Consider the following 12,451-nt stretch of genomic DNA (forward strand, 5'->3'; position numbering starts at 1 on the left):
GATCGAGCGTTCCGAAGGGCAGCACCTTCCCTCAGTCACCCGAGTGTTCGCGCAGGCGCACGATAAATCGCTCCAGCGCCTCCGGCAAGTCGTCGCTATCGGGCCGAAGCAGATAGGTGGTGATCACCGCCGAATCAACGGCCAGGGGACGGACTACGACATCAGGACGCTGGCTGACTGCGATCCTGGCCGCGGTTGTGAAGCCGACACCATAGCCTGCGCCAACCAAGGTGAGCATCATGTCGAGCGAAGACACCTGCTCAGCGACGTTGGGTTCACGTTCCAGCGGCCGCAAGAGCCGGGCCAGTTCACGGCAGTAGCCTTCGCATACCTGTGGGTTGCACAGCACCAGAGGATGGCAGGCGAGTTCGTGCAGGGGAATCTTCTTGTGCGACAACAGCGGGTGCCTAGGAGGCATCGCGACCACCAATGGATCCTGCCAGATTGTTTCGGCCACGATGCCTTCGCCCACATCGGCAGCGTGCGCAAATCCGATGGTGAAGTCGCCTGATCGGAGTCCTCGCACTTGCTCGGCCAAGGGCACTTCGGACAGGCGAATCTCGATCTCCGGCTCTTCCTCGCGACAATGGGCCAGGAACGCCGACAGCCGAGGATCAATCGCGCCTTCGGATACGGCGATGCGCAGGCTCCCTTGTGAGCCCGCTGCTACCGCTTTGACGTTCTCCCGTGCTTGTTCCAATACGGTAAACAATCTGCGAACGTCCTGCAGAAAGGCGACGCCCGCGGAGGTCAGCAGAGTTCCACGTCGATTTCGATCGAAGAGCACCACTCCTAACTCATCCTCAAGTTCCTTGATGGCTCGGGACAGCGGGGGTTGCTCGATATGCAGGCGCTCCGCCGCTCGGGTGAAATGCAACTCTTCTGCTAGGGCTACAAAACAACGAAGGTGTCGCAATTCCATGGATCAGTGCCCCAAGATTGAATGCATGAATTGCTTAACCATTGTTCAGGTCACCCCTGACAGAGTGATGAGCAGATGATTATTTTCTTGTAAAGATCAATGCAATAGGAAGTCCTTGCCAGAGAGAAATGCTCCCGGCTTCTGCGCGGGCGGCTTGATCCCTCGCGTCCAGCAGGGCCTCGTCGTGAGGCCCTGCCGCGTTGCAACGTTAGCGTGGCTTACGCATCAGCAGGTAGGCAGCCGGAATCACGAACAGCGACAGCAACGGTGCGGTCACCATCCCGCCGAGCATCGGGGCTGCTATGCGGCTCATGACTTCAGAGCCCGTGCCGCTGCTCCAAACAATGGGTACCAGGCCCGCCAGGATGACCGCAACGGTCATCGCTTTTGGGCGCACGCGCAGCACCGCCCCTTCCCGGATCGCATCGAGCAGTTCTTCTCGCGTCGGTTCGCGTCCATCGGGGCAACGTTCCGCCAAGGCCTGCTTCAGATAGATGAGCATCACCACGCCGAACTCCGCCGCCACACCTGCCAGCGCGATGAATCCCACGCCGGTGGCGATGGACAGGTTGTAATTCAGCAGGTACAGGAACCAGATGCCCCCCGTGAGCGCGAAGGGCAAAGTCGCCATGATCAAGCCCGCTTCGTCCACACGCGCGAAGGTCAGGTACAACAGAACGAAGATGATCAACAGGGTGGCAGGCACCACAACCTTCAGGCGTGCATTGGCCCGCTCCATGTATTCGAACTGCCCGGAGTAGGTGATGCTCACACCCGGCTCCAGCTTGACCTGCTGCCCGATGGCATCGCGCAGTTCATTGGCCACCGAGGCTAGATCACGGCCGCGCACATCGACATAGACCCAACCGGAGGGCCGTGCGTTCTCGCTCTTGAGCATGGGCGGCCCATCGGTGATCGCGATGCGTGCCACGGTCCCCAACGTAATCTGCTGACCCATCGGCGTGAAGATGGGGAGTTCTGCCAGCCGTTGTGGTGAATCACGCCATTCTCGCGCGTAGCGCAGATTGATCGGAAAGCGGGCAAGCCCCTCGACCGTCTCCGAGACGTTTTCGCCACCCACCGCGCCGGCGATGACCGCCTGGATATCGGCGATGTTCAGGCCGTAGCGACCGGCGGCTACGCGATCGATCTGAACATCCACGTAGCGCCCGCCCGTCAAGCGCTCCGCGAGTGATGACGTCACGCCGGGAATGCCCTTGGCGACCTGCTCGACCTCTGCAGCGATGCGATCGATCACGCCCAGGTCGTTGCCAGTCACCTTCACCCCGATCGGGCTCTTGATGCCGGTAGCCAGCATATCGATGCGATTGCGGATAGGGGGAATCCATATATTGGACAGGCCCGGGATCTTCACGGCACGATCCAGCTCTTCCACGAGCTTCTCGGGCGTCATGCCTGGACGCCATTGTTCCCTGGGCTTGAGCTTCACCGTGGTCTCGAACATCTCCAGGGGCGCCGGATCGGTCGCAGTTTCGGCCCGTCCTGCCTTGCCGAACACCTTGTCCACTTCAGGTACGGTCTTGATCATGCGGTTGCTCAGCTGCAGCAACTCCGTGGCGCGCTGCGCCGAGAGTCCCGGCAGGGCCGAGGGCATGTAGAGCAGGTCCCCTTCGTCCAACCTCGGCAGAAACTCACCGCCGAGCCGCGCCAAGGGCCAGGCCGTGGTCGCCAAGGCCAGCACGGCGATCAGCAGCGTCGCCTTGGGCCGGCGCAGTACCCACTCCAGTGCTGGCCGGTAGGCTGCAATCAGGATGCGGGTAATGGGGTTCTTCTGCTCATCTGGGATACGCCCGCGAATCCAGTAGCCCATGAGTACGGGAATCAGCGTCACCGACAGCCCTGCGGCCGCAGCCATCGCGTAGGTCTTGGTGAATGCCAGCGGGCCGAACAGCCGGCCTTCCTGCGCTTCTAGGGTGAAGACCGGGATGAACGAGAGCGTGATGATGAGCAGCGAGAAGAAGAGCGCAGGACCGACTTCCTCCGCGGCCTGTGTGATCACGTCCCACCGTTCCTTGCCCTGCAGTCGTTGATTCGGGTGCGCGTGCTGCCAAGCCTCCAGCTTCTTGTGGGCGTTCTCGATCATCACCACCGCTGCATCCACCATCGCCCCCACGGCGATGGCAATCCCCCCCAGCGACATGATGTTGGCGTTGATGCCCTGGTAGCGCATGACCAGGAACGCCGTCATCACGCCCAGAGGTAGCGAGATGATGGCCACCAGCGCAGAACGAAGATGCCAAAGGAACAGTGCGCAGACCAGCGCCACCACCAGAAACTCTTCGCCCAGCTTGGTCGTGAGATTGCGAATGGCCCGCTCGATCAGCGCGCTGCGGTCGTAGGTGGTGACGATCTCGACGCCCGGCGGCAGGCTGCCCTGCAGCTCCGCCAGCTTGGCCTTGACGGCAGCGATCGTCTCCTGGGCATTCTTGCCGGAGCGCAGCACCACCACGCCGCCGGCGACCTCGCCTTCTCCGTCGAGTTCCGCAATGCCACGCCGCATCTCCGGGCCTATCTGGAGCATCGCCACATCCCCCAGCCGCACCGGCACACCGCCGCGTGCCGTCAAGGGGATCTCCCGGAACTCGTCCAGGGTCTTGAGGTATCCGCTCGCGCGGACCATGTACTCCGCGCCTGACAATTCCAGGACGGAGCCGCCGGTCTCCTGGTTGGCCGCCATCAGGGCATCGCGGACTTGAGCCTGACTGAGGCCATAGGACGCCAACTTGATCGGGTCGAGCACGACCTGGTACTGCTTGACCATGCCCCCCACCGATGCCACCTCGGCCACGTTGGGCAGGCTCTTGAGTTCGAACTTCAGGAACCAGTCCTGCAACGCACGCAGTTGCGCCAGATCGTTCTTGCCCGTGCGATCCACGAGCGCGTACTGGAAGATCCAGCCGACGCCTGTGGCGTCCGGACCCAGGGCCGGCTTCGCCGTGGCGGGCAATCGGCCCTGGACCTGGTTCAGGTATTCCAGTACCCGTGAGCGGGCCCAGTACAGGTCGGTTCCGTCCTCGAACAAGACATAGACGAACGAGTCGCCAAAGAACGAGAAGCCGCGCACGGTCTTGGCCCCTGGCACCGACAGCATGGTGGTGGCCAACGGGTAGGTGACCTGGTTCTCGACGATCTGCGGCGCCTGTCCTGGGTAGTTGGTGCGAATGATGACCTGCACGTCTGACAAGTCCGGCAGCGCATCCACGGGCGTGCTGCGAACGCCCCACACGCCCCATGCCGTGAGCATGGCGGTGGCCAGCAGCACCAGGAAGCGATTGGCCACCGACCATCGAATCAGCTTGGCGATCATGGCTGCACCTTTTCGATGGCCGTGATCACGTAGTCCTCACCTTGCTTGGAGAAGGTGAATCGCACCTGCTGCCGAACCGAAAGACCCGCGGCGAGCTGCGGGCTGCTCAGCTTGAAGCCCATGGTCATGGCCGGCCATTGGAGGGCCGGCACGGCCTCGTGCGCCAGCGTCAGCTCGGTGGGCGACATCTCCTCGATTGTTAATTTCCACGCAAAACTGACCCGCCTCAAACCCGCTAGGTTCTAGAACCAGAATCGCACGCCAGCCACCCAGCGCGTCTGCTGCGCACGGCCGCCTTCGGCACGCACATAGTCCGCGGTGCGTCCGAAGCTGCCCGCCCGTTCCACGCCGATATAGGGGGCGAACTGGCGACTGAATTCATAGCGCAGGCGCAAGCCAGCAGACGCTTCGGCCAGGCCCTTGCCGATACCGCGTTCCGGGTCGTCCTTGCCATAAAACTGCAACTCGGCGCGAGGCTCCAGAATCAGTCGCTGGGTCAGCAGCAGCTCGTAGCTGCCTTCGACACGCAGCGCCGTACGTCCACCACTTCCCAGGTAGCCCGTCGCCTCCAGCTCGAACCAGTAGGGGGCGAGGCCCTGGATGCCGAAAGCCAACCATTGACGGCTCGGGCCTTCCCCGTTATCCACCCGAACGCCGAGCTGGGTGTCCCAGTACGGTGCGACGGCGTGCCCCCAGAGAAGCTCGGTACGCGATTCTTCGAGCTTTCCTTTGGCGATATCGCCTTCGGCCTTCACGACGGCCTTGTTGTAGGTCGTCCCATACCACGCCTGGAGGTCGTAGGCCGTGGAGTCGTCTCCTTTGCGCGTGAAGCGGCGTTCCAGAGTTTCGCCGCGCAACGAAAAGAACCTGTGTTCGTCGGCCAGCATCAGCCGCGGCACACCGGGTACGGCGTAGTCGCCCGATCCCAATGTCAGGCCATTGGAGTAGCCATGCGGATCGCGGGCGTCAGGAGGCGCCGACCCGCCCTGCATCTGCATGTTGCCGTGATCCATGGCCGGGGCCGCGGTCGAGCCGCTCGCCGACGTCGCGTGACCCGCGTGCGGGTCGGCGGCAGGAGCCACGGTCTGAGTGGATGGCGCGGCCGTTTGAGCGTCGGCCTGGCCGTGCGCTGCATGGTCGTTCTGTGCTTGTGCCTGGGCGGCGACGCTTACCAGGGCCAGAAGCGTCGTGGCCAGTGCGCGAGTGGGGAGTGCTTTGGACATTCTTGGTCTTCCTTGTGCGCTGGGTTCAAGACACCACGACTTCGCGGAACATGCCGGCATCCATGTGGAACATCAGGTGGCAGTGCCACGCCCAGCGGCCGAGCGCGTCGGCTGTCACCAGGAAGCTGATGCGTTGTGCCGGCTGCACCGGCAGGGTGTGGCGGCGCGCAAGGAAGCGACCGTCGGGGCTTTCCAGCTCGCTCCACATGCCGTGCAGGTGCATGGGATGGGTCATCATGGTGTCGTTGTGCAGAATGACCCGCAGCCGCTCGCCGTGTTTGAAGTGCACCGGCGTGGACTTTCCGAACTCCAGCCCGTCCAGGGACCATGCGTAGCGTTCCATGTTGCCCGTGAGGTGCAGTTCGACCTCCCGGCCGGGGCCTCTCTTGTCCAGCGGCCCCGACGGGGTATGCAGATCCGCGAGGGTCAACACGCGCCGACCGTTGTTGCGCAGTCCGATGCCGGGGTCATCGAGGTTGGTGCGCGCCATGTCAACGCGCATGTCCGTGCTGGCACCATACTCGGTGCGAGCGTGGCGAGCAGTAGTGCTGGGCACGGCCAGTCCCCCCGCCGCCGCGGCGTGTTGGCTGTGATCCATCGCCATGCCACCGTGGTTCATGGCGCCGTGATTCATGCCTGCCATCGCCCCATGATCCATCCCGGACATCGAACCCGAGCCCATCCCGGTCATCCCGGTCATGCCCGTCATCCCGGTCATCTCCATGGCCTGGCCGGACCCGCCATGGTCCATGCCCCCCATCATGCCGCCCATCATGTCGTTCATGGTCAGCCATTCGACCGGATCGAGGGCAGGCACGGGAGCTTGAAGACCTTCACGCACGGCCAGCGTGGCACGCGCGTAGCCTGTCCGGTCCATCGCCTGGGCGAAGATCGTGTAAGCGTCATCCCGTGGCTGGACGATCACGTCGACGGTTTCGCCAGGACCGAATCGGAACTCATCGACGGTCACCGGCTCCACGTCAACACCATCGACGTGCACCACCGTGAGTTTCAGTCCTGGAATGCGTACGTCGTAGAAGGTGTTGCCCGCACCGTTGACCATGCGCAGCCGCACGCGCTCACCCGGTCGGAACAGCGCCGTCCAATTGCCGGCGGGGGTGACGCCGTTGGCCAGATAGGTCAGCGTGGCGGCAGACAGATCTGCGAGATCCGTCGGATTCATCCGCATCTCGTTCCACATCTTGCGCTTGTCGATCGCAGCGGCCGTGCCTTCGCGCGAGGCGTCCCGGAAGAAGTCGAAGACGGTAGGTTGGTTGTAGTTGTAATAGTCGCTTTGGGACTTGAGCTTGGTGAACACCCGCATCGGGTCTTCGTCGGTCCAATCCGAGAACAGCAGCACGTGGTCACGGTCGGCGTGGATGGTCTCGGCGCCAGCGGGGTCGATGATGATCGCCCCGTACATGCCCGTGAGTTCCTGAAAGCCGGAGTGCGAGTGGTACCAGTAGGAGCCGCTCTGCTGAACCTTGAAGCGGTACGTGAAGGTCTCGCCGGGAGCGATGCCATTGAAGCTGATGCCCGGCACGCCATCCATCTGATACGGCAGGATGATCCCGTGCCAGTGAATGGATGTGGCTTCACGCAGCTTGTTGGTTACACGGATTGTGACGGTGTCACCCTCGCGCCAACGCAATGTCGGTGCCGGCAGCGAGCCGTTGATGGTCGTAGCCACGCCTGGCTTGCCCGTGAAGTTCACGGGCGATTCGGCGATCACCAAGTCGAACTCGGTGCCCTTCAGCACAGGGGCGGCACCGCGCGTCGCGGAGCCTTGCTGGGCAAATGCCTTGAACGCCGGCGTGGACAGCCCAGCGAGAACGCCGCCGGCGGCTAACCCTTGGACGAAACGCCGACGAGAAAGGCCCTGTGTGGGCACGATAAAAAAGGGTGAACGAGGCGGCATGGCCTGAAATCCTCCATAGATGACTCGGAAGTCGTTCTAAACGCCACCCCATCCTGAGCGGCACAGTTCGACGCAATGCAGGTCATGCTATGGGTTGGGCACTTTCCATCGAATGACCCCTGAATTACATTCATGTAATGTTCGTGGAAGCTGGCAACCAGTAAATTGCTGATTGAAAGTGGATGAATGCGTACATCGTGAGCGGCTATTTTTCCGCGCCGTAGCGATTTCATGGGACATGCGATGAAACTGCTGGTCGTTGAAGACGAGAACAAGACGGCGGATTACGTCCGCCAAGGTCTCATGGAGGCGGGATTCGTCGTGGATCTGGCGCGCAACGGATTGGACGGACACCACCTGGCCATGGGCGAGACATACGATCTGGTGGTCTTGGATGTCATGCTGCCGGATGTCGATGGCTGGCGCATCGTGCGTGCCCTTCGAGATGCCGGTAAACAGGTCCCTGTGCTCTTTCTGACGGCGCGTGGCGGTGTAGACGACCGTGTCAAGGGATTGGAACTGGGAGCGGACGACTACCTCGTCAAGCCATTCGCGTTCTCTGAGTTGCTGGCGCGGGTGCGGACGCTGCTGCGACGCGGAAGCGCTCCGAGCCAGCCTGATCGCATCCAGGTTGCCGATTTGGTGCTGGACTTGGCGCGCCGGCGCGCAACGCGCGCTGGCCAACGCATCAATCTCACCAGCAAGGAGTTCGCGTTGCTTGAGCTCCTGGCCCGTCGCCACGGGGAGGTCCTTCCACGTTCTCTGATCGCGTCGCAGGTATGGGACATGAATTTCGACAGCGATAGCAACGTCATCGATGTAGCCATCCGCCGTCTCCGCGCGAAGATAGACGATGCGTTCAATCCGAAGCTCATTCACACCGTGCGTGGAATGGGATACTGAGGTTGCCCCCGAATTTCGGAGTTCATAGCTCAACCCGGAGAATGCCGGTATGGAGCATGAGATGAATGAAGTGAAAAGCAGAGGGAAGTACACCCTGGAGTTCAAGCAGGAGGCCGTCAGGCAGGTGAAGGGTGGACGGGCAGCGTCGGTGGTGGCCAAGACGCTGAGGATGCCCAAGGCCAGTCTGACGAACTGGGTCAGGGCCGATGCCAAAGGCCAGTTGGGGATGTCCGCAGAAGGTAAACCCGTGGCGATGGTGACCCCCGAGCAGGGGGAGATCGCTCGGCTGCGAGCGGAACTGGCACGGGTAAAGATGGAGCGCGACATCGCAAAAAAAGCCGCCTTGGATTCAACCCGTCGCTGCAACGGCTCGCTGAAGTCTACTGGCAGGAGTTTCATAGTCCAGCGTTTTTCGAGGCCTCATGTTCAAACGCATGGAGATCGCGTCCAGGTCTTCCTGGCTGTAGACCGATAGGTCCGCACCCTTGGGAAGGTACTGACGCACCAACCCATTGGTGTTCTCGTTCGTTCCTCGCTGCCACGGGCTTCGTGGATCGCAGAAGAACACATCGACTTCAGTGGCCATGGAGAACGTTCGGTGCAGGGCCAGCTCCATGCCCCGATCCCAGGTCAATGATTTCATCAAGCCTCCTGGGAGTCGCTTGACTTCACGCGTCAAAGCCTGCACCACGCTGGCCGTGTCCTTGCCATCGACCTGGACCAGTAGCGCGAAACGTGAATGACGCTCCACCAGCGTCGCAATGTGGCTATTCTTTGCTCCCGTGACCAAGTCACCTTCCCAATGACCAGGAACCGCCCGGTCTTCGATCTGCGCGGGACGGCTGTGGATGGATACGGCGTCAGTGATCTGCCCACGAGGAGACTCCTTGCCCAGGCCTGCTCGCGCTCGCCGCATTGAGCGACGAGTACGAAGATGCGCCATCAGCTCCTTCTTCAGCACGCCGCGCGCCTGTACGAAGAGACTGCGATAGATCGTCTCGTGCGACACCTGCATGCAGGCAGTATCCGGGTGTTCTCGTCGCAGCCATCCAGCGATTTGCTGTGGAGACCACTGAAGTGCCAACTTCTGGGCCACAAGGCTGGTCAGCTCAGGATTCAGTGCCAACGCACAAGGTTTGGTGCGGCGTGCTTGCTCCCAGGCTCGCTCATCGGCCACAGCCGCACGATATCGCGCGGCACCACCATTGCGATGTACCTCTCGGCTGATCGTTGAAGGCGAACGACCAAGTTCCGCGGCGATCTGCCTGCAAGAGTGCCCCGCCGCCAAGCCGCGAGAGACCTGCTCACGATCATCTGCTGTCAACGCCGAGGCTGCCCGTTTCCGCGCTGGTCTATAGATGCCTCCGCCTAGCGCGAGAACCCCATGCACAGACCCAGGGTACTTGAACAACGCACGACCGATGTCGCTGATGGAATCCCCTGCCTTCCAGCGCTCCCACAACTCGCGCCTCTGCGCATCCGACAGTCCGGGACGTCCCAATCTCGCCATGAATTTTTACCTCGCTGCATCCTTGTACCAAAGGTGTTGCAGCGACGGGTTGAATCCAAGGCGGCGTACTTTGCACAGGACGTGTTGCAAGGTACGCCTGGATCAGGTCGATGAAGAGACGTTGGCCGATCACGCTGATGTGCGAGGTTCTGGAGGTCAGCCCCAGCGGGTACTTCAGCTGGCAAGCATCTGGGCGCGGGCCTGGACAAGGCCCCAGGCGCAGTCTTGGCGATGAGGCAGTGCTGGCGCACATCCGGGCCATCCACGCGCAGTTGCGTGGCGAATACGGCTGGCCGCGCATGCGCAAGGAACTGCTGTCGCGAGGCCATCGGGTGGGCAAGGAGCGGGTTCGGCAGTTGATGCAGCGCCACGGTATCCGGGCCAAGGGGCGCAGGAAGTTCGTGGTGACCACGGACAGCAAACATCGCCTGGACGCCCTTGCCCGCCAACTTCGCATGCCAACAACTGCGGCTGCCTGAAAACGGAATTGTTCAGGGCGGACTAGGTAATGGGTCACGCTGTTTGGCGTGCCAGCTGGCACGCGACGGAATTGCATCATGGGAAGTGGACGTCAACGCGGAGAGCATCCTTGGGGTAATCAGTGCGATGGTTTCGAGCCCAACGATTCAGGAGCACCGAACATCACGCCGCCTGCGACCGGCGAGCAGTCTGGGCATTCAGCGCAAAACCGACCAATGCAATGATGAGGATCACGGCTTGCGCTAAGGTGGTCTCTGCCGACGGATAAATCCCAAGCACTTCGATGCGTGGCCAATGGATCGGGCTGGCGCTCAGCCAACCGGCTTCTTGAAGACCCGCAACTCCCTTGCCCGCAAGCACTACAGCGAGGACAGCGACCAGAATCGAGCTGAGGCTGAAGAACTTTCCAATCGGCATACGGGCGCTGGTGCGCAGCATGAGCCATGCGAGGATAGTCAGGGCGGCCACCCCGCTCAGCAGTCCGCCGAGCAATGCACCGTTATTGCCGTCACCGGCCAAGGCCGAGTAGAAGAGCACCGTCTCGAAAACCTCGCGGTAGACGGCGATGAACGCCAGCGCGAACAACGCCCATGCCGAGCGGCGCGTCATGGCTGCGGAGAGCTTCTCCTTCAGATATGCCTGCCATTTACCGGCGGTGCTCTTCTGGTGCATCCAGAGGCCGACACTCAGCAGAACAATAGCAGCGAAGAGTGATGACACCCCTTCGGTCACCTCGCGGCTGGCGCCGCTGATGCTCACGAAGTAGGTTGCCATGGCCCAGGTCAAGCCTCCGCACGCGAGCGCCGTAAGCCAACCTCCATGGACGTAGGCCAGAACATCGCGCCGTTCGGCTTTCTTCAGGAATGCGAGCATGCCGACGACGATCAACAGCGCCTCCACGCCTTCGCGCAGCAGGATGGTGATCGAGGCAATGAAGGTGGTCAGTGGCTCGGCTTTGTCCGCCCCCAATTCGGTATCGACTTGGGCAAAAAGGTAGTCCAGCTTTTGGGCCGTGGCGTCGGCTTGCTCCAGCTTGCCACTGGCAAGTGCGCCGCGGTAGGCCAGCATGGCGTTTTCCACTTCAGTGAGAAGCGCCTGGTTGCGCGCGCGCAATGCCGGTTCCAGTGGTTCAAAACCATCCAGGTAGGCGGACAAACCCAAGCGCGTCGCGTTGGCCTGGTCGCCTGCGCGCGCTGCGGCAAGGCTCTCCTGAAGCCGTGCGCGGGCCAACCCCAGCCCGCCCGTGCCGTTGGCGGTGACGGTCACTTCTGGATGGCTGCGGACGTAGGCGGTCAGGTCGCGCGCCGCGTCGGGTGGCATCCGTTCGGACAAGGCGGCCTCGGTCAATGTGGCAGCGGCCGCCAGGTCGGGAAAGACGGCTTTGGCGGTGGCGTCTCGGCCCCAGGATTCTTCACCGCGCGCCCGCATGGCGTCGTCGTGCGACAGCGTTCCGGCGAAAAATGCCAATGCCCACCGATCCTCGTCGGAGAGCGTGGCGAAACTGGGCATCGACGTGCCGGCGACGCCTTGAGAAATGACTTGGTAGAGCGCGAGCACGCTGCGCGAGCGTGCCCGGCCGCGATCGGTGAACGCGATCGGCGGCGGGGTCAGCTTTGCGCCGAGCGGGCCATCGCCCCGGCCAGTCGCCCCGTGGCATGCCGCGCAGTTGGCTTCAAACAGCACCTTGGCGCGCGTGAGATCCGGCGGCGTGGAGGGGGAAAGCGGGAACGGGTACGCCTTGACCAGTGCCGCCGCCAGTGAATGGGCACTGTCGGCCACTGTCTTCGCGTCGGCCTTGGCTGCGATGAGTTCGCTCAGTGCCGTGGCCTGGCGTTTCAGTTCGGGAAGTGCAGGCGTGCTCGGCAATGTGGCGATCTGCTGCCCCGCTGTCGCGGCGAACTCCTTCATTTCTTCGTATTCGCTGGCACTTTGAACCTTGCCATCCCGCACAGCGCCGCCGTAATCGACCGCTAGGTAGTCCAGCAATTGCCAGGTTTGCTTAGCCTTGTCTTGCGTAGCCAGAGGATCGGCATGCGCGACAGAGATGACCATGAACCAAGAGAACAGAACGGCTGAGAGTATGCGCAGGGCTTGCATGAGGGCCTTACCGGCAGAAAGTTCGCATCACAAATGCGAATGATTATAATTCATTGTTCTTGCGGGCCGC

At 62.3% G+C, this 12,451-nt stretch carries 8 protein-coding genes and 2 pseudogenes; 3 read left to right on the forward strand and 7 right to left on the reverse strand.

Translation table 11 applies throughout. The features are described from left to right. Positions 1 to 31: 31 nt before the first annotated feature. The 5 genes from PCQ86_RS06730 to PCQ86_RS06750 form a co-directional block, all read right to left on the reverse strand. Positions 32 to 922 carry a LysR family transcriptional regulator gene (locus tag PCQ86_RS06730; protein ID WP_270175140.1) on the reverse strand — a complete coding sequence of 297 codons (891 nt, stop codon included), beginning with the start codon at positions 920 to 922 and terminating at the stop codon, positions 32 to 34. A 208-nt stretch (positions 923 to 1,130) separates the two neighbouring features. Continuing rightward, entirely contained in the window at positions 1,131 to 4,250 is a 3,120-nt protein-coding gene (locus tag PCQ86_RS06735; RefSeq protein WP_270175141.1) for an efflux RND transporter permease subunit, read from the reverse strand. After that, on the reverse strand, positions 4,247 to 4,438 hold the full coding sequence (locus PCQ86_RS06740; protein WP_049756457.1) for a copper-binding protein: 192 nt from the start codon (positions 4,436 to 4,438) through the stop codon (positions 4,247 to 4,249). The genes PCQ86_RS06735 and PCQ86_RS06740 overlap by 4 nt, the downstream gene beginning before the upstream one ends. 54 nt (positions 4,439 to 4,492) lie before the next feature. Continuing rightward, complete coding sequence (locus PCQ86_RS06745; protein ID WP_011804654.1) at positions 4,493 to 5,473, reverse strand: copper resistance protein B; 981 nt, start codon at positions 5,471 to 5,473, stop codon at positions 4,493 to 4,495. A gap of 25 nt (positions 5,474 to 5,498) precedes the next feature. Beyond that, positions 5,499 to 7,391, reverse strand: coding sequence for a copper resistance system multicopper oxidase (locus PCQ86_RS06750; protein WP_084217409.1), 1,893 nt, complete (start codon positions 7,389 to 7,391; stop codon positions 5,499 to 5,501). A gap of 243 nt (positions 7,392 to 7,634) precedes the next feature. Here PCQ86_RS06750 and PCQ86_RS06755 point away from each other — a divergent pair, with 243 nt between their 5' ends. Further along, positions 7,635 to 8,294, forward strand: a complete 660-nt coding sequence (locus PCQ86_RS06755) for a heavy metal response regulator transcription factor (RefSeq protein ID WP_011804656.1) — start codon at positions 7,635 to 7,637, stop codon at positions 8,292 to 8,294. A 61-nt stretch (positions 8,295 to 8,355) separates the two neighbouring features. Further along, positions 8,356 to 8,634: pseudogene (locus PCQ86_RS06760) on the forward strand (transposase); the annotation flags it as partial. Between the two features lie 9 nt (positions 8,635 to 8,643). Here the strand turns inward: PCQ86_RS06760 and PCQ86_RS06765 are convergent. Then, the gene (locus PCQ86_RS06765) at positions 8,644 to 9,804 is read right to left on the reverse strand and encodes an IS30 family transposase (RefSeq protein ID WP_011804657.1); all 1,161 of its coding nucleotides are present in this window, start codon (positions 9,802 to 9,804) and stop codon (positions 8,644 to 8,646) included. A gap of 62 nt (positions 9,805 to 9,866) precedes the next feature. On the opposite strand from PCQ86_RS06765, the pseudogene PCQ86_RS06770 reads away from it, so the two are divergent. Further along, positions 9,867 to 10,235: pseudogene (locus tag PCQ86_RS06770) on the forward strand (IS3 family transposase); the annotation flags it as partial. 211 nt (positions 10,236 to 10,446) lie between these two features. On the opposite strand, the gene PCQ86_RS06775 reads toward PCQ86_RS06770, so the two are convergent. Then, positions 10,447 to 12,381, reverse strand: a complete 1,935-nt coding sequence (locus tag PCQ86_RS06775; RefSeq protein WP_011804659.1) for a cytochrome c/FTR1 family iron permease — start codon at positions 12,379 to 12,381, stop codon at positions 10,447 to 10,449. Positions 12,382 to 12,451: the final 70 nt, after the last annotated feature.

Origin of the sequence: Diaphorobacter sp. ED-3 (assembly GCF_027625375.1) — a bacterium.
GTDB classification, from domain to species: domain Bacteria; phylum Pseudomonadota; class Gammaproteobacteria; order Burkholderiales; family Burkholderiaceae_C; genus Diaphorobacter; species Diaphorobacter nitroreducens.

Coding starts and splice junctions, on each gene's coding strand:
- PCQ86_RS06730 (WP_270175140.1), bottom strand. CDS start 922: ATGGAATTGCGACACCTTCGTTGTTTTGTAGCCCTAGCAGAAGAGTTG.
- PCQ86_RS06735 (WP_270175141.1), bottom strand. CDS start 4,250: ATGATCGCCAAGCTGATTCGATGGTCGGTGGCCAATCGCTTCCTGGTG.
- PCQ86_RS06740 (WP_049756457.1), bottom strand. CDS start 4,438: ATGTCGCCCACCGAGCTGACGCTGGCGCACGAGGCCGTGCCGGCCCTC.
- PCQ86_RS06745 (WP_011804654.1), bottom strand. CDS start 5,473: ATGTCCAAAGCACTCCCCACTCGCGCACTGGCCACGACGCTTCTGGCC.
- PCQ86_RS06750 (WP_084217409.1), bottom strand. CDS start 7,391: ATGCCGCCTCGTTCACCCTTTTTTATCGTGCCCACACAGGGCCTTTCT.
- PCQ86_RS06755 (WP_011804656.1), top strand. CDS start 7,635: ATGAAACTGCTGGTCGTTGAAGACGAGAACAAGACGGCGGATTACGTC.
- PCQ86_RS06765 (WP_011804657.1), bottom strand. CDS start 9,804: ATGGCGAGATTGGGACGTCCCGGACTGTCGGATGCGCAGAGGCGCGAG.
- PCQ86_RS06775 (WP_011804659.1), bottom strand. CDS start 12,381: ATGCAAGCCCTGCGCATACTCTCAGCCGTTCTGTTCTCTTGGTTCATG.